A 16,562-nucleotide genomic window follows, 5' to 3' on the forward strand; every position below is an offset into this window, starting at 1 on the left:
CCCGAACGCTTCAGTAGGCATCGTAGCTCCCTCCGAACCCGCTGGCAAATAACTTGCCCGCTTCGTGCCTTACAGGCCCCTCAGCTCGCCCCACACCCCCGCAAACCCAGGAGAACGCTTGGCAATACTTGGCAAATCAGCTTGCCATTGCGGCTCGGTGGATCTAGGTTCATCAAGGCCGAACCGCTCAGCGGATTCAAGCCGATACCTCCACCCACCGATCCCGTGTCATGGGTTCTTCCTACGGAGCTGATCATGCGTAGAATCATCCTCGCCGCCTCTGCAGCAGTCCTGCTCTCCGTCGCCGCGGCCGGCACAGCCTCCGCGACGGACATCGACTGGCCGGCGCCGCCCGCCACCCGGATCGTCAGCGCCGGTCCCACCGCCACGGGCGACCCCATCGACTGGCCGACACCGCCCGCCACCGCCATCGGCACCCGTGGCGGCAAGACCGGCGACATCGACTGGCCCTGACGACACATGGCCAAGATGCACGCAGACGAGGCGGACACCGATGAGGACCTGGTCCTGCGGCTCCTGCGCGGCCAGTTCCCCCAGTGGGCGGACCTGCCGGTACGGCGCCTGGAGTCCGGTGGGACCGTCAACGCGATCTACCGGGTCGGCACCGGGCTGACCGTACGGCTGCCGCTCACCTCGGGCGGCGCCAGAACCCTGGAGCGGGAGGCCTACTGGCTGCCGCGACTGGCTCCCCTGGTGCCCGTGCCTATCCCGGAGGTCGTCGGGCTGGGCAAAGCCGCCGAGGGCTACCCGTGGGGGTGGGCCGTGCACCGGTGGATCGACGGTGAGGTGCTGATCGAGGGCCGGGCGGACGAGCCCGCGCGGCTGGCCCGCGACCTCGCGGGCTTCGTCACCGCGATGCGCGCGGCGGATCACAGCGAGGGACCCCCGGCCCACCGGGGCAAACCGCTGGCCGCCGCCGACGCGGAGACCCGTGGCGCGATCGAGCAACTGCGGCACACGGACGAGCCGTTCGACGCCGACGTGATGCTCGCCGCGTGGGAGGAGGCGCTCGCCGCCCCCGAGTGCCCGGGGGAGCCGCGGTGGATCCACTCCGACCTCATGCCGAGCAACCTGCTGGGCGCGGGCGGCCGACTGGCCGCTGTGATCGACTTCGGGACCGCAGGCCTCGGTGATCCCGCCGTCGACCTGATCCCGGCATGGAACCTGCTGCCGCCCGCCGCGCGGCAGGTCTTTCGCGAGGCGGTGGACACCGACGACGCCACGTGGGCCCGCGGCCGCGGGTGGGCGCTGTCGATGGCCGTCATCCAACTGCCCTACTACCGGCAGACGAATCCGGTCATCTCCGCCAACGCCCGCTACGTGATCCGACAGGTCCTCACAGGCTGAGGCTCCGGCACAAGGAGGGGCGGGCGCGATACTTCGCGCCCGCCCCTCCTTTCGCGTTTCCGCCGGCTACCCGAGCCGGAACACCTCCTTGGACAGCTCCAGCACCCGGGCCTGGTCGCGGGCCAGGGCGGTCGCGTCGGCATGGGCCATGTGCACGGTCAGCGGGCTGGACGGCAGATCGATGGTGGGCCGGAGCCGGTCGCCGGGGCCGGGCTTCACCGTGACGGCGCGTACGGACTCGACCGCGTCGATTCGTGCCAGGGCCGCGGCGTCCACGGATTCCACGACGCCCGAGAGGTCCGTGGCCACGTGGTACACGAACCCCTCCCGGAGCTTGCGGTACGTACGGCCCGCGAACTCCTCGGCGAACGCGTCCGGCCGCAGCCAGGCGAACGCGCTCGCCCGGGCCTGGTCCGCGCCGAAGCTCCCGGCGTCGAAATCCGGGTGCATGGTCCCGTTCACGCGGGCGCCGATCTCGACGAGCGCGGGCCCGTCGGCCGTCATCATCACCTCGGCGTGCGCGGCGCCGAACTCGATGCCGAGAGCGTCCAGCACCTCATGGGTGTAGGCGGTCAGCTCGGCGACCACCGGATCGCCCGGCGCGACGAGCAGGGCGCGGTGGGGGATGTTGCGGGTACCGACGCGTCGCTTGTCGCATTGCCACACACCGGCGTTGTAGCGCTCTCCCCGGCAGGAGACGGTGTCCACGATGTACTCGGTGCCCGCGAGGTAGGACTGCGCCAGGACTTCGGCGTTGGTCTCTCCGTACATGGTGACGGTGCCGAGGATCGCCTCAGCGGCGCCGCGCACCCGGGCCGGGTCGGAGCAGATGGATACGCCTTGGGAGCCGGAGGCTGCCAGCGGCTTGATCACGACCGGCCGGCCGGCCTGCTCCCGAGCCCAGGCGACGACGGCGTCGACGTCGTCCGACCGGAACTGGCGGGCGCAGCGCACGCCGGCCTTCCGGACGGCTTCGATCATCTGGTACTTGTCGCGGCGTGCCGCCGACAGGGCGGAGCCGTTGGTCGGCAGGCCGAGCATTTCGGACAGGACGTCGGCGAGCGGTACGCCGGGCTCCTGACCGGCCACCACGGCCGCCGGGCGCAGCGCGGCCAGCCGACGGGCGGTCTCGGCCGGGCCGGCGGCGACCAGGGCCGCCGTGTAATTGCCCAGGTACGGCGCTTTCAAGGACTTCAGGGGTTCAGGCGTGCTGGACAGGTGCACGACCTGGGCGCCGAGTCCGGCAAAGGCCGCCCGGAGGTGTCTGCCCGTTCCGTACGCGTCGACGAGGACGACCAGGGGGTGATCAGCTCGCATGCTACCTCCGTGGAGCGCTGAGTTGCCATGTTGGGCAATATCGATTGCCAAGATTATTGACCACCTAGGCAAGTTCTGTCACTCTTCTGGGCAGAGCCGCTCGATTGAGCCGAAGCATCCGGTCGCCACAGACGTCCGACACTCCACCGTGTCCCGGGCGTGCGACCGGCCAGTTCATCATTCAAGAACGGAGCTCTCACTCATGTCCGTGCAGACGTTGCACACACCCACCCGGCTGCCCGAACTCGACGACACCCAGAGGGCCCAGTTCGACCGGTCCGGTTTCCTCGTTCTGCCAGGCTTCCTCCCGAACGACCTGGTGTCCCAGGTCAAACAGGAAGTCGACACCTGGGTCGACACCGGGCTGCGGGCCCGGTCCATCGCCTCCGTGGTCGACTACGCCACCCACGGGGTGCCGGACGTCCTGGAGCTCGACCTCCCCGCCCACGGTGAACTCCTCACCCACAAACCACTGCTGCACGTCATCGGACAACTGCTGGGGCCCGGTTTCGGCTTCCACCACATGCACAGCGACCGGCACGCCCCGGACCTCCCCGGCAAGGGGTGGCACCACGACTACGAGCAGCGCTCCCCGTCGCACCGGGCCCACACGATGGTCCACGCGCTGCACTATCTCGACGGCATCGACCCGGACATGGCCGGGCTGGCCGTGCTGCCCGGATCGCACCGCGAGGTGGCGGAGAAGACGGCGCGCGCCCACCTGGGCACCGACGTACTGCCCGGCGAGGTGTACCTGGAGGAGCTGCCCGCCGGATCGACCGTGCTGCTGCACTCCGCCCTCTTCCACGCCCGCCGGGCGAAGCCGCAGTTCCCGGGCCGCCCACGCTATTTCGTCGACGCCTCCTACTGCGAGGCCGGGGCGCTGTGGCCGCCGGTCAAGCCGTACTGGCGGGAGATGTTGCAGCGAGCGCGCCTGCTCGGTCTCGCCGGCGCGGACTGGCCGGAGCTCTTCGCCGAGCACCACTTCAGCGAATACGCCCAGCCCGAGTGAGGGAGGACCAGATGCTGCACGCGGGAATCTCCTGGCACGCGGGCGGGTACCGCCTCGCCGTGGTCGGACCCGACGGCCGGCGCGTCCCCGTGCTCGGCGACTACGCCTCGCACCGTGCGGACGAACTCATCGCGCAGCTGCGTGAGCTCGGTGACCGGCTCGGCATCGTCGTGGAGAGCACCAACGGCACGCTGGACGGCCGCATGATGGCGGCCGGCCTGCGCGTGCACCGCGCCGATCCGTGGCTGCTGCCGGACCGGCCGCTGCTGGGCTCGGTCCCGGCGGAGGAACTGGCCCTCGCGAGCCTGCGCGGCGGGCGGGGCCTGGTGCGGCTGGAGGCCCATCGGGGTACCCAGACCGGACGTGAGGAGGAGCTGGCTGCCCAGATCGCCTCGTCGGCCGACGAGGACCGCGAACTCGGCCTGGCGGGCCGCTTCTTCAGCCACGGCGGGCGCGAGCGCCGCGAGGTTGCGCTCACCTTCGACGACGGACCGCTGCCGCTCCACACCGGGCAGATCCTCGACATCCTGGAGCGCTACGGCGTCCCGGCGACGTTCTTCTGTGTCGGGCTCCACGCGGGCGGGTGCGCCGAGTACCTGACCCGGATGCGCGAGCAGGGCCACGCCATCGGCAACCACACCTGGTCGCACCCGTTCCTGCCCGAGCTGTCGCGGCCCCAGTTGGCCGAGCAGATCAACCGCACCGCGGAGGCGCTCGCCGACGCGAGCGGAGGTGAGGCACCCCGGCTGTTCCGGCCTCCGTACGGATCGCGGACACCACAGGTGATGAACTGGCTCGCGGACTTCGACGCCACCACCGTGCTGTGGGACGTCGCGCCGGACGACTGGGCCCTGCGACCGGCCGACGCCATCGCGCGCGACGTGCTGGCCGAGGTCCGGCCCGGCTCAGTGATCCTGCTTCACGACGGCGGCGGCGACCGCTCGCCCACCGTGGCCTCGCTCCCGCCCATCATCGAAGGCCTGCTGGAGCGCGGATACGAGTTCGTACGCGTCGACGACATGATCGAGCGGACCCGGTCCGGGCTGGTGGCAGCCTCATGAGGAACTGGGCGGGCAACATCGACTTCGGTGAGACCCGGACCGCGCGGCCCAGGTCCGTCGACGAGCTGCGCCGCATCGTCGCGGGCAGCGAACGGGTCCGCGCGCTCGGCGCCGGCCACTCCTTCAACGGGGTCCTGGCAACAGCGGGCGGGTTCATCCGGCTCGACGCTCTGCCGCCGGCCATCGACATCGACGCGGAGGCAGGCACCGCCACGGTGACCGCCGGAATGCGGTACGCCGACGTGGCCGCCGAACTGCACCGGGCGGGCCACGCGCTGGCGAACCTGGCGTCCCTGCCGGACCTGTCCGTCGCCGGGGCGACCGCCACCGGCACCCACGGGTCCGGTGACGCTCAGCGGAGCCTGGCAGCCGCCGTGGCCGGGCTGGAGCTGGTCGGCCCCGAGGGCGACCTGGTCGAGCTGCGCCGCGACGTGGACCGGGACACCTTCGCCGGATCGGTGGTCTCCCTCGGAGCGCTGGGTGTCGCCACCCGGGTGACCCTGGAGATCGAGCCGACGTTCGAGGTGGCCCAGTCGGTGCGGACGGCGGTGCCGCTGGAGGAGATACGGGACCGGTTCGACGAGGTGTCGGGCGCCGCGTACAGCGTCAGCGTGTTCACCACCTGGGGCGACGACGCGTCCGTGTGGCTCAAGCGCCGCACCGACCGGCCCGAGGCCGGGCTGGACCTCGGGACCCCCGCGCAGGGTCCACTGAATCCGGTGCCCGGAGCCGACCCGGCGTCGTGCACGGCCCAGCTGGGGGCACCGGGCCCCTGGCACCTGCGGCTGCCGCACATCCGTCCGGGCGCCACCCCGGACGCGGGTGACGAACTGCAGTCCGAGTACTTCCTGCCGCGCGCCGCCGCACCGGCCGCGTTCGACGCGCTGCGCGGGATCGGCGGCCTCCTCGGGCCGGTCCTGCACGTGGCCGAGGTACGCACCGTGCGGGGCGACGACCTGTGGCTGAGCCCGGCGTACGAACGGGACTCCGTGGCGTTCCACTTCACCTGGGTCAAGGACGCCCCGCGCGTGCTGCCGGTGATCGCCGCCGTGGAGGAGCTCCTGGCGCCGCTGGGGGCACGGCCCCACTGGGCGAAGCTGACGGCCATGACCGGCGCCGACATCCGGTCCTGCTACCGGCGCGCGTCCGATTTCGCGGAGTTGCTGGCGAAGTCCGACCCCGACGGGAAGTTCGCCAACGACTTCGTCGACGGGCTCTTTTCCCCCGGTCCAGACCCCTTGTCCCAACGTTCGAGGAAGGCACGCGTATGGAAGAGCGACTTCTGACCAAGACCGGCCGGAAGGTCTCCGTCGTCGGTCTCGGCACCTGGCAGTTCGGCGACGGATGGGCCCACGTGCGCGAGCACGACGTCCGGGCCATCCTCGACGCAGCCGTCGAGGCGGGCGTCGACTTCCTCGACACCGCCGACGTCTACGGCGACGGCCGCAGCGAGCGGCTGGTCGGGCGATTCCTCCGGGAGTTCCGTACGTCGCGGGGCGAACAGCCCACCGTGGCAACCAAGCTGGGGCGTCGCGGCGCGCAGGAACTCGGGGCGTTCACCCTGGAGAACTTCCGAGCCTGGACCGACCGCTCCCGGACGAACCTGGGGGTCGACACACTCGACCTCGTGCAGCTGCACACCCCACCGGACGCTGTGTTCGCGTCCGACGCGGTCTTCGACGCTCTGGACGTACTCGTCGACGAGGGACGGATCAAGGCGTACGGCGTCAGCGTGGAGACCTGTGCCCAGGCGATGACCGCGATCGCGCGGCCGAACGTCGCGTCGGTGCAGATCATCCTCAACGTGTTCCGGCGCAAGCCGCTGGAACAGGTGCTGCCGACCGCCCGGGCCGCGGGCGTGGGCATCATCGCCCGGGTGCCGCTGGCCTCCGGCCTGCTGTCCGGGAAGTTCCGGCGCGACACCGTCTTCGCCGAGAGCGACCACCGCAACTACAACCGGCACGGCGAGCAGTTCGACGTCGGCGAGACCTTCTCCGGCGTCGACTACGAGACCGGCCTCGCAGCCGCGGGCGAATTCACCGGCATGGTGCCCACGGGTGCCTCACCCGCGCAGCTCGCCCTGCGCTGGGTCACCCAGCAGGAGGGTGTGACCACGGTGATCCCGGGTGCCACCTCTGTGGCGCAGGCCCGATCCAACGCGGCGGTCGGGTCCATGGAACCGCTGTCCGCGGAAACCCTCGATCGGTTGCGCGAGCTGTACGACCGCCGGATCCGCGCCCAGGTACATCACCTCTGGTGACCGAAGACCGCGGAGCCACCTTCCCCTTCCCAGGAGCCGCAGGATGAAGATCGCCGGAGAGACCGTCCTCCTCACCGGTGCGACCGGAGGCATCGGCCGGGCGCTCGCCGCCCGGCTGGCCGAGGCCGGCGCCGACCTGATCGTGACCGGCCGCGACGCCGACGACCTGCGCGCACTCGCCGACCCGCTCGGCGCCCGGTGGGTGGCCGCCGACCTCGCCGACCCGTACGACGTGGAACACCTCGCGAAGGCGTGCGCCGGGACCGGGATCCTGGTGGCGAACGCCGCCCTGCCGGCCAGCGGCAACCTGCTGGAGTACACGCCCGAGCAGATCGACCGCGCCCTGGCGGTGAACCTGCGCTCATCGGTCGTGCTGGCCCGGCTGCTCGCGCCGGCGATGGCCGACGCGGGCCGCGGCCAGCTCGCGTTCGTGGGATCGATGTCGGGGAAGGCCGCCACCCCGGACTCGTCGCTGTACACGGCGTCGAAGTTCGGGCTGCGGGGCTTTGCCCACGCGCTGCGGCTGGACCTGCGTCCGGTCGGCGTCGGGGTGTCGCTGATCCAGCCCGGCTTCGTCGCCGAGGCAGGAATGTTCGCCAGGACCGGGGCACCGCTACCGCGCGGCGCTCGGGCAGTCACACCGGACCAGGTGGCATCGGCGGTGCTCCGGGCCATCCAACACAACCGCGGCGAGATCAACATCGCGCCGCTCAAGCTGCGGCTGCGCTGCGCCCTGTCGGTGCAGTTCCCCGCCGCCGCGGCCTGGCTCCAGGGGCAGGGCGCCCCGAACGACAGCGGCCGGCAGATCGTCGACGCGCAACGGGTCTCCCGGTGAGTGCCGGGTGAACGCCACAGCCCCCACGACCTCATGAGGAGTAAGCACATGTTGGAAAGCGTTCTCGTCATCGGCTCGGGCTACCCGCACTTCCGGGAGTACGCGCTCCGCGGGCTGGCCGAGAACTACCGCGTCGTCCTCATCGGACAGCGCCCGCTGGACTGGCAACTGCCGTACACGGACGAGTACCGCGAGGCCGACCTCCAGGACGAGGCGGCCGTCCTCTCGGCCGCCGACGAACTGGCCGCGGGAAACCGGATCATCGGTGTCATCACCTGGGAGGAGATGCTGATCGCGCGGGCCGCCGCGGTCGGCGCCCGGCTGGGCGTGCCGACCATGCCGGTCGAGGCGGCGCGGGCGTGCCGCGACAAGGCGGAGCAGCGCAAGCGTTTCCAGGAGGCGGGCGTGCCGTCGGCACGGTTCGGCCTCGCGGGCTCCGTCGCCGAGGCGGTGAACGCCGCCGACGCCATCGGCTACCCCGTGGTGGTCAAGCCCCGTGGCCGGGCCGCGAGCGTCGCCGTACAGATCGTCCGCTCCGAGGCCGAGCTGCGGACGGCGTTCGACTTCGCCCGCAGCTCGGAGAACGCGGCCATCGAGGACGGCCTCGTCCTCATCGAGGAGTTCCTCGTGGGTCCGGAAATCAGCGTGGACAGCTGGGTGCTCGACGGCAGGGTCGAGCCGTACGCGATCGCGCTGAAGCGCACCGGCTACGCGCCGTTCTTCGAGGAGGTCGCGCACGTCGTCGGCACGGTCCTCGCCCCCGAGACGGAGGCCGCCGTCCGCGAGGTGGTGGTCCGGTCCAACCTCTCTCTGGGCATCGACCGTACGGTCACCCACACCGAGCTGATGCTGACCGCCGACGGCCCCAAGGTGGTCGAGGTCAACGGCCGCCTCGGCGGCGAGCTGATCCCTCGCCTGGCCGAGATCGCGATTCCGGGCCTGTCCGTCGGGGCGGTCCTCGGCGCGGTCGCCACCGGCCGAGAGCCCGATCCGATCCCCGCGCCCAGCCAGCTGGTGGGCATCCGATTCCTCTATCCCGCCGAAGACCTGACCTTCGAGGACATAGAGGTTCCTGCCGCGCTCGTCGACGAGCCCTGGGTGCACGAGGTGCAGCGTGTCAGCGAGCCGGGCACCGAGCTGCGGCTGCCTCCCCGGCAGTTCCTGGGCCGCGCCGGATACGTCATCGCCACCGGCTCCGGTATCGAGGAGATCGACGCACGGCTGCTGAAGCTCGCCGACAACACGGCCGTACTCGGCGCACCCCTGGCCTTCTGAGCCCCTTAACCCCCTTCTCCCCCGTTGCCCCCACAGATGGAGACACCCATGAAGAAGGCCCTGATCTTCGGCGAGTACAAGATCGCCAGGTTCCTGCCGGTACTGCGCGACCGCGGTTACACGGACTTCGTCGTGTACTCGGCCGTCGAGTTCGACGCGGCCCTGGAATTCGACGCCACAGGCGTCGAGGTCAAGCTGCTGAGCCTGGACTGGGACGCGGACGACGTGGTCCGCGTCCTGGACGCCGAGCGACCCGACGTGGCCATCGCCAACCCGTACGCCCACGGCCAGGAGCAGCTGCCCATCGTCTACGGCCGTGCCGCCGCGCGCTGGAACGGCCGGTTCGTGGCCCACTCCGCCGAATTCGCGGAGGTCGCCTGCGACAAGGTCAAGCTGCACGAGACCGGCGTGGCGCGTGGTTGGCCGGTCCCGGCCGGAGCGGTCTGCGCGGACGTCTCCGCGGTCGCCGGCGCCGCCAGGGAGCTGGGCTTTCCGCTGGTGATCAAGGAGGCCCAGGCCCAGGCGGGCGACGGCCGCTTCTTCGCGGCCTCGCCCGAGGAGCTCGACGCGATACTCGCCAAGGGCCTGGCGTTCCCCTCGATCGTGCAGGCGTTCAAGGTGGGTGAGGAGACCGGCATCGAGCTGATCAGCGCGGACGGCGAGCTGATGCGCTGGCCGGTCGTGTCCATGGGTCCGCTGGACGCGGGGCTCGACCCCTCGAAGCGGGCGCGGGTCACCCCGTACGCGCTCCCCGAGCGTGCTGCGGCGCGCCTCGACGCCTTCCTCACCGACATCCAGGACAACTTCGCGCCGTACGGCCCGTGGCAGGTCGACTTCGCGGTGGTCGGGGACGACATCGTCGTCCTTGAGATCAACCCGCGTCTCGGCGGCCTGTCCGACCTGGGCGCTACCGGCAGCGGCACCGACCCGCACGCGGTGTTCACCGCGTCCGCGCTCGGCGAGCCGCTGCCGCAGGCACGGACGCGCGCGGTGGCGATCGAGCTGCCGTCGACCGAGATCCCCGGCGTCGAGGTGCCCGCGCACCCCGAGGGCGCCGAGGTCATGCGGGTGACCGCGCGCAAGCCCACCAACCGCTGCTTCATCAACACCGACCGCATGCAGCTGGTCACCACCATCGGCGACCTGGAGGCGGGCAAGCGCTGGGTCAAGGAGCTCGACGCCGCGGGTCTGCTGCGCTGCTCGGTCGAGTCCGCGTTCCGGCAGTTGGAACAGGGCTTCGGCCTGTTCGGCGGAAAGGCGGAAGCGCTGTGAAGGTGCTGATCGCCGGACTCGGCGACAACAAGGAGTTCGGACTCAAGTCGTTGCGCGACGCGGGGCACTTCGTCGGGATCATCGACCTCCCGCACCGCGTCCCGGTCAACCAGTGCGACTGGTGGCGTGCGGGCGACCGGTTCTCCGTCGACTCGATGCTCGAAGCGGCGAGCTCGGCCGAGTTCGCGTGGGACGCGATCCTCTGCTGGGAAGAGCTGTCCACCGACATCGCCCGGGAGGTCGCGCGCAAGCTCGGAGTTCCGGCGCCGCGAATGCCGGTCGGCCACTTCCGCGACAAGGGCGTCATGCACGGCCGGCTGCGGGAGCAGGGTGTCCCCTCGCCCCAGCTCGGCGTGGCCCGCACCGTGGAGGAGTGCGTCTCGCTCGCTGGCGGCCGCATCCCGGTCGTCGTCAAGCCCACGGACTACGGCGGCAGCGGCGGGGTCCGGGTCGTCGATGATCCGGACGGCCTCCCCGAGGCCTTCCGGGCCGCCGCCGCGCTGTCGGCGAGCGGGCGGGTTGCCGTGGACCGCTATGTCACCGGCAAGGAGTACAGCGTCGAGGCGGTGACGTGGGCGCCCGGTGAGACCCAGATCCTCGCGATCACCGACAAGTACCTGACTCGGCCGCCGTACTGCATCGAGGTCGGCCATGTGTCCCCGGCGGCGGTCTCTGACGCGGAGCGCGAGCTGCTCTCGGAGGCGACGGTCCGCACGCTCGACGCGCTCGGCATGGAGGCGGGCGTCTCCCACACGGAGTTCCGCATGACCGAGACGGGTCCTGTCGTGATGGAGGTCGCGGGGCGCCCGGCGGGCGGCCAGATCCCCCGGCTCGTCGAGCTGGCCACCGGCTGGAACCTGAACACCGCGGAACTCGCCGCGGTGGTGGGCGAACGGACGGTCCAAGGGACACCGGCCGCCGAGTCCTCGGCCATCCGGTTCTTCGTCGGTGACGGCCGAACGCCGTTCCGCCACCCGGTGACGTGGGAGACGGCGAGCCTGCCGCCGCTGGGGGACACACTGCGGGAACTGCGCTACTTCGCGGGCGAGGGGACGGTGGCGCGGGTGCCGCGCGGCCCGGAGGACCGGCTGGGGTACGCGATCTTCGCCGGTACCCGCGAGGAGACCGCGGCGGCACTGGCCGCCATCGACAACGGCGCCGAGGAGTACCGCGGTGAGTAGCACTCAGGAGGCCCGGCCGACGAGCGCGCCGGCCGGCCCCGGCCGGGGCCTGTGGCAGAACCACGACTTCCTCAAGCTCTGGTCGGGCGAAACCGTCGCAGCGCTGGGTTCCCAGGTGACCCAGCTGGCCCTCCCGCTGCTGGTGCTGGGCGCCCTGGGCGGCAGCGTGTCGCAGGTCGGCCTCGTCACGGCGATGCAGTTCCTGCCGGCGCTGTGTGTGACCCCGTTCGCCGGCCTGGTGATCGACATGTTCGACCGCCGGTTGATCATCCTGGTGGCCAACCTGGTGCGGGCCGTGGCCCTGGCCATGGTGCCGGTGCTCTACCTGACCGACAGCCTCAGCGTCCCCGCACTGTGCGTGATCGCGTTCGCGGTCGGCTCGGGCACCGCGGTGTTCGACGTCGGCTACCTGGCGTACCTCCCGGCGCTCGTGCCGAAGCAGCACCTCGTGGACGCCAACAGCAAGCTGCAGGGCTCCTACGCCGTCGCCCAGATCGGCGGCTCCGGTGTGGGAGGCCTGCTGATCAAGGTGCTGGGCGCGTGGTTCGCGATCCTGACGAACGTCGTGGCCTACCTGGCCGCGTTCGTGGCGATCTTCCTGATCCGGCACCGGGAGCCGGCCCGCGACCCGAAGGCGGCGAACAGGCCCCGCCTGGCCGACATCCTCACCAGCTTCGGGCTGCTGTGGCGCAACCGGATCCTGCGCATGCTGAGCCTGCGGGCCGGCTGGTTCAACATGTGTGAACAGGCGATCCTCACGCTGTTCCTGGTATACGCGGTCAAGGAGCTCCACATGGACGCGGGCGGGGTCGGCTTCGTCCTCGCCTTCGGCAGCGTCGCCTCGCTCGCCGGGGCGGCGGTGGCCAAGCGGGCCGGCAACCGTTTCGGGTTCCCCAGGGTCCTGATCCTGGCCAGCAGCGCCTCGTCCATCGCGCCGATGCTCCTGCTGCCGACCGGGACCGGCACCGGCTGGAACTTCACGCTGGCCACGTTGACGTTCGCCGTCTACGGGTTCGGCCTGACCATCTACAACGTGCACGTCGTGGCATTCCGGCAGACTGTGATCCCGCCGGAAGTGCTGGGCCGGGCGACCGCGGCGTACCGGATGCTCACGTACGGGCCGTTCCCGCTCGGCGCGTTCCTCGGGGGCGTGATGGGCGAGCGACTGGGGCTGTGGAACTCGCTCCTGGTCTTCGCGGTCGCGTCGCTCGCGGGATGGGTGCTGTTCGTCGTGGCTTGTACGAGGCTGCCGGAGACGGAGCCGCCATCGTCCTGACAGGGGTGTCCGGTGTGAAGACGCGTGCCGACGAGATCGACATCGACGAGTCGCTCGTGGGACGGCTGGTCGCGGCCCAGTTTCCGCGGTGGGCAGAGCTGCCGGTACGGAAGGTGCGCTCGGCCGGTACGGACAACGCGATGTACCGGCTGGGCGAGGACATGGCCGTACGGCTGCCCCGCGTTCCCGATGCCGCAGGGCACGTCGGCAGGGAGCAGCGGTGGCTGCCGCACCTCGCACCGCACCTGCCGCTGGACGTACCCGTGCCGCTGGGGCACGGGGCGCCGGGCCAGGGGTACCCGTTCGCCTGGTCGGTGTACCGCTGGCTCGACGGCGAGAACCTGCATGACCTGCCGCCGGCCGAACTGCGCGAAGCGGCAGCCGGATTGGGGCGCTTCGTCGCGGCGCTTCGTCGCGTCGACACCACCGGGGCGCCGCGGTCGTTCCGCGGCGGGCCGGTGGACACCGCCGACGACGAGGTCCGCGCGGCGATCCGGGACCTGGGCGCCGACGGCACGCTGGACGCGGAGGCCGCGACCGCCGCGTGGGAGGCGGCCGTACGGGCACCCCGGTGGGAGGGCGCACCCGTCTGGCTGCACGGCGACCTCCTGCCCGGGAATCTCCTCGGCCACCGGGGCCGGCTCACGGCTGTCATCGACTTCGGGCTCGTGGGGGTCGGTGACCCCGCGTGCGACATGATGGCAGCCTGGTCCCTGCTGACCGCCGATACCCGCGAGGTGTTCCGCGAGGCGGCGGGCGCGGACGGACCGACATGGGGCCGCGGGCGCGGCTGGGCCCTGCGCTTCGGGCTCACCGCGGAGCACTACTACCGCGGCATCAACCCTGTCCTGGCGGGGATCGGCCACCGCACGGCGGTCGAGGCCATCGCCGATCACCACCGTCCCTGACGGTTCCCCCCCATTCCGAGTCCCCGTTGCCAGCCACTGGCAGCGGGGATTCGGCGTAGCGGGGCCGCACAAACGGCGGCAGCCCGGAGCAGGGCGCTCCGGGCTGCTCATGGGGTGGTGGGTGGTCCCGTACCGCCGGGAGAACGGCCGGTCGCGCGGGAGCTGGGCCGGAAGTCCGCCTCCGGACCAGCTCCGTACCCGGATTCACGCCGTCGGCCGGGTCCTGCCCGCCCAGGCCACCAGCAGCCGGCTGCCCAGGCCGACGGACATCAGGAGTGCACCGATCACCAGCCAGCCGGGCAGCCCCATTCCGAGCGGCAGCAGACTCAGCACCGCAGGGGCGACCGCCTGGACCACCCCGCTGCCCAGCCCGAACACCCCGGCGTACTGTCCCTGGAGGTGGGCCGGCGCGAGCCCGAAGCAGTACTGGGTCGAGGCGGCCGCGAACCAGAGCTCGCCGAGGGCGAAGACGGCCATGCCGCCCAGGAGCATCCCCGTCGCCGTCCAGCGGGAGGGGCCGTCCGCCAATGCCATGAGCGTGAGCCCGGCGGCGAAGGCCGTGCCGGCCCAGGCCATGCGCTGACCGGCCGTGCGCGTATCGTGCACGCCGCGGCTCACCTTGACCTGCAGCAGCACCACGAAGGACATGTTGAGCACCAGGACCGCCGAGACCACCCACCGGGGGGCGCTCGTCTGGGCGACGATCCACAGCGGCAGCAGGAATCCGGGCACGGCGTAGTTCAGCGACAGCACCGCATTGGCGAGGGTGGCGCTGAGGTAGGTGCGGTCGCGCAGTGCGGCCCAGCCGCGTTCCCTCCTGCCTGCGGCGGCCGCGATCCCCGGCAGCCGCAGGAGGATGAGGCCGCAGCCCACGTAGGCCAGGGCCCGGCAGATCACCAGGGCCAGATACGCGGGACGGCTGTCGATCTGGATCGCGAAGCCGGCCACGACCGAGCCGAACGCGAGGGCCAGGTTGGTCACTGACCGCAGATAGCCGATGAGCACCGTGGGATTTCCGTCGGCCACCGAGCGGATGAGTGGCGCCTTGCTGGCCACGTCCGCGGGAATGATCATCCCCGCGACCAGTGATACCGCGAAGAAGGACCAGAAGGAACCGATCAGGGTGAAGCAGGAGATCACCGCCCCACCGCAGAGCATGACCGTGACCTGGACACGTTTGGGTCCCCACTGGTCCGCCAGTCGGCCGACCAGGACACCGGCCATGAGGCCCGCCATCGCCCCGCCGAACAGGCCGATGGCCACCTGCCCGGCAGGCAACCCCACGACGCGCGTGAAGTACAGGGCGCTGGCGGTGGTGAACATCCCGCCGCCGAAGCTGTTGGCGAAGGTGGCGAAGGTCAGGATCCGCTGCGCCGGCGATGCGGGCAGGAGCCCACGCAGGCCTCTGCGGACGGGTGCGGGCGCATTCGTTGTCACCGCCACAGTGCATCCCCGAAGCGAACGCCGGGGCGCAGCGTGGTCTGGATCGCGCGCAGTTCGCGCGGTGTGAGGCCGTCCGGGACGATCTTCACTTGCGGACCGAACCAGTCCCAGACCTTGGCGAACCGCTGCTGCAGTTCCTCGGCGGTGTCCGCCGCCACCATGAACTGACCGATCCGGTGGTTCGTACCGGAGACGGCCGGGGTGCGCTCGCCGACGGGCCGCTCGATCCGGACGAACTCCACCCCCGGCCGCGCCATGACCTGATCCGCCGAGGGGCAGTCGAGCAGCAGCCCCGCACCGGCGGTCAGATACGCGCCGCCGACGGCTCCCGGGCGGATCTTGATGTCGATCTCGGGGCGGCACCCGAGTGCGACCTGGATCGCGCACGCGGCCAGGTCGACGTTGAACTTCGCGTGCACGACCTCCTGCAGGAGTGCGCCGCCCCGGCGCGCGGCGCACTCGCCGAAGGTGAGCACACCGGTATCGGGGTCGTGGAAGAGCTCCATGTGGAACACCCCGTCCCGCAGGCCCAGCGCCGCGAGCGAGCCGTTGATCACGGGAAGGGCCCGTTCGTAGGCCCAGCTCTCGTCCGCGGGGTCGAAGTGGCGGAAATTGAGGGGGCGTCCGCTGTCCACCGAAGCCAGGCACGGGTCGCCGTACCGGCCGAGGGCGCAGAACAGCAGCTCGCCTTCGAACAGCACGCCGTCGGCGATCCATTCGTCTCCCCGGACGAACTCCTCCAGGATGAAGGTGCGCTGCGCGGTGCCCGCCCGCCGGTACTCCTCACCGCGTTGGCGCAGCTCTGCCACCGAGGAGACGACGGACGTCCGCTCGGTGGCCGCTCCCGCGACCGGCTTCAGCACGGCGTTGGCGGAGCCGAGTTCCGTGATCCCGTCGACGTCGTGCACGTCGTCGACGACCAAGGCTCCCGCCGTGGCCAACCCGGCCGCCCTGATCTCGCGCTTCTGTACCGCCTTGTCCCGGAACCGTACGGCGACCTCGGGCGGGACGGCCGGCAGGCCGAGGTGCGCAGCCAGCAGACCGACCATCACCAGGGATCCCTCGGCGGTGGTGTACACGGCGTCGAAGGACTCGGAGGTCAGCCCGGAGCGGGCGAGCGCCATCAGGACGTCCTCGGCGCTGGTGTGGTCGTCGACACGGATCACCGTGACCTCGTCCGGTATCGCGATGCTGCCCTGGTCCCAGGCGGCGGCCCCGCAGACAACGGTGACCTCCAGGCCGAGGCGGACGCATGCCCGCATGCCGTAGCGGTCGAGGCCCACGACCAGGATCCTGGGAGGGCTTGCGTTCTCCATGCGTTTCCTTCCTCGCACTCTGAAGCCATGCCCAATAT

Annotated in this window: 15 protein-coding genes; 12 read left to right on the top strand and 3 right to left on the bottom strand. The window is 71.4% G+C overall.

From position 1 onward, the window contains the following. Positions 1–255: 255 nt before the first annotated feature. Positions 256–474 (top strand): hypothetical protein, encoded by a 219-nt coding sequence (locus AB0C75_RS24875; protein WP_362893905.1) that lies wholly within the window; start codon positions 256–258, stop codon positions 472–474. A 15-nt stretch (positions 475–489) separates the two neighbouring features. Continuing rightward, positions 490–1,368: an aminoglycoside phosphotransferase family protein gene (locus AB0C75_RS24880; protein ID WP_362893906.1), complete on the top strand. Its 879-nt coding sequence runs from the start codon at positions 490–492 to the stop codon at positions 1,366–1,368. 66 nt (positions 1,369–1,434) lie between these two features. Here AB0C75_RS24880 and AB0C75_RS24885 read toward each other — a convergent pair whose 3' ends face one another. Further along, positions 1,435–2,685, bottom strand: a complete 1,251-nt coding sequence (locus AB0C75_RS24885; protein ID WP_362893907.1) for an ATP-grasp domain-containing protein — start codon at positions 2,683–2,685, stop codon at positions 1,435–1,437. A 202-nt stretch (positions 2,686–2,887) separates the two neighbouring features. On the opposite strand from AB0C75_RS24885, the gene AB0C75_RS24890 reads away from it, so the two are divergent. The 10 genes from AB0C75_RS24890 to AB0C75_RS24935 are packed head-to-tail and all read left to right on the top strand — an operon-like array spanning position 2,888 to position 13,765. Beyond that, positions 2,888–3,697, top strand: coding sequence for a phytanoyl-CoA dioxygenase family protein (locus tag AB0C75_RS24890; protein ID WP_362893908.1), 810 nt, complete (start codon positions 2,888–2,890; stop codon positions 3,695–3,697). A gap of 11 nt (positions 3,698–3,708) precedes the next feature. Continuing rightward, complete coding sequence (locus AB0C75_RS24895) at positions 3,709–4,758, top strand: polysaccharide deacetylase family protein (RefSeq protein WP_362893909.1); 1,050 nt, start codon at positions 3,709–3,711, stop codon at positions 4,756–4,758. Next, positions 4,755–6,044, top strand: a complete 1,290-nt coding sequence (locus tag AB0C75_RS24900) for an FAD-binding protein (RefSeq protein ID WP_362893910.1) — start codon at positions 4,755–4,757, stop codon at positions 6,042–6,044. The genes AB0C75_RS24895 and AB0C75_RS24900 overlap by 4 nt, the downstream gene beginning before the upstream one ends. After that, entirely contained in the window at positions 6,026–7,018 is a 993-nt protein-coding gene (locus AB0C75_RS24905; protein WP_362893911.1) for an aldo/keto reductase, read from the top strand. The genes AB0C75_RS24900 and AB0C75_RS24905 overlap by 19 nt, the downstream gene beginning before the upstream one ends. A gap of 43 nt (positions 7,019–7,061) precedes the next feature. Continuing rightward, positions 7,062–7,853 (top strand): SDR family NAD(P)-dependent oxidoreductase, encoded by a 792-nt coding sequence (locus AB0C75_RS24910; RefSeq protein ID WP_362893912.1) that lies wholly within the window; start codon positions 7,062–7,064, stop codon positions 7,851–7,853. Positions 7,854–7,901: 48 nt separating this feature from the next. Further along, positions 7,902–9,128, top strand: a complete 1,227-nt coding sequence (locus AB0C75_RS24915; RefSeq protein ID WP_362893913.1) for an ATP-grasp domain-containing protein — start codon at positions 7,902–7,904, stop codon at positions 9,126–9,128. A 48-nt stretch (positions 9,129–9,176) separates the two neighbouring features. Then, on the top strand, positions 9,177–10,400 hold the full coding sequence (locus AB0C75_RS24920) for an ATP-grasp domain-containing protein (protein WP_362893914.1): 1,224 nt from the start codon (positions 9,177–9,179) through the stop codon (positions 10,398–10,400). Then, positions 10,397–11,581, top strand: a complete 1,185-nt coding sequence (locus AB0C75_RS24925; RefSeq protein WP_362893915.1) for an ATP-grasp domain-containing protein — start codon at positions 10,397–10,399, stop codon at positions 11,579–11,581. Before AB0C75_RS24920 ends, AB0C75_RS24925 begins: the two co-directional genes overlap by 4 nt. After that, positions 11,574–12,857, top strand: a complete 1,284-nt coding sequence (locus AB0C75_RS24930; protein ID WP_362893916.1) for an MFS transporter — start codon at positions 11,574–11,576, stop codon at positions 12,855–12,857. Before AB0C75_RS24925 ends, AB0C75_RS24930 begins: the two co-directional genes overlap by 8 nt. Before the next feature lie 14 nt (positions 12,858–12,871). After that, complete coding sequence (locus AB0C75_RS24935) at positions 12,872–13,765, top strand: aminoglycoside phosphotransferase family protein (protein ID WP_362893917.1); 894 nt, start codon at positions 12,872–12,874, stop codon at positions 13,763–13,765. A gap of 204 nt (positions 13,766–13,969) precedes the next feature. Here the strand turns inward: AB0C75_RS24935 and AB0C75_RS24940 are convergent, their stop codons facing one another. After that, complete coding sequence (locus tag AB0C75_RS24940; protein ID WP_362893918.1) at positions 13,970–15,202, bottom strand: MFS transporter; 1,233 nt, start codon at positions 15,200–15,202, stop codon at positions 13,970–13,972. After that, positions 15,199–16,524, bottom strand: coding sequence for a hypothetical protein (locus AB0C75_RS24945; RefSeq protein ID WP_362893919.1), 1,326 nt, complete (start codon positions 16,522–16,524; stop codon positions 15,199–15,201). Before AB0C75_RS24945 ends, AB0C75_RS24940 begins: the two co-directional genes overlap by 4 nt. Between the last annotated feature and the right edge of the window lie 38 nt (positions 16,525–16,562).

The sequence above is a fragment of the Streptomyces sp. NPDC048565 genome (assembly GCF_040650935.1).
GTDB lineage: Bacteria > Actinomycetota > Actinomycetes > Streptomycetales > Streptomycetaceae > Streptomyces.

Coding starts and splice junctions, on each gene's coding strand:
- AB0C75_RS24905 (WP_362893911.1), top strand. CDS start 6,026: ATGGAAGAGCGACTTCTGACCAAGACCGGCCGGAAGGTCTCCGTCGTC.
- AB0C75_RS24910 (WP_362893912.1), top strand. CDS start 7,062: ATGAAGATCGCCGGAGAGACCGTCCTCCTCACCGGTGCGACCGGAGGC.
- AB0C75_RS24875 (WP_362893905.1), top strand. CDS start 256: ATGCGTAGAATCATCCTCGCCGCCTCTGCAGCAGTCCTGCTCTCCGTC.
- AB0C75_RS24880 (WP_362893906.1), top strand. CDS start 490: ATGCACGCAGACGAGGCGGACACCGATGAGGACCTGGTCCTGCGGCTC.
- AB0C75_RS24920 (WP_362893914.1), top strand. CDS start 9,177: ATGAAGAAGGCCCTGATCTTCGGCGAGTACAAGATCGCCAGGTTCCTG.
- AB0C75_RS24900 (WP_362893910.1), top strand. CDS start 4,755: ATGAGGAACTGGGCGGGCAACATCGACTTCGGTGAGACCCGGACCGCG.
- AB0C75_RS24890 (WP_362893908.1), top strand. CDS start 2,888: ATGTCCGTGCAGACGTTGCACACACCCACCCGGCTGCCCGAACTCGAC.
- AB0C75_RS24895 (WP_362893909.1), top strand. CDS start 3,709: ATGCTGCACGCGGGAATCTCCTGGCACGCGGGCGGGTACCGCCTCGCC.
- AB0C75_RS24885 (WP_362893907.1), bottom strand. CDS start 2,685: ATGCGAGCTGATCACCCCCTGGTCGTCCTCGTCGACGCGTACGGAACG.
- AB0C75_RS24915 (WP_362893913.1), top strand. CDS start 7,902: ATGTTGGAAAGCGTTCTCGTCATCGGCTCGGGCTACCCGCACTTCCGG.
- AB0C75_RS24945 (WP_362893919.1), bottom strand. CDS start 16,524: ATGGAGAACGCAAGCCCTCCCAGGATCCTGGTCGTGGGCCTCGACCGC.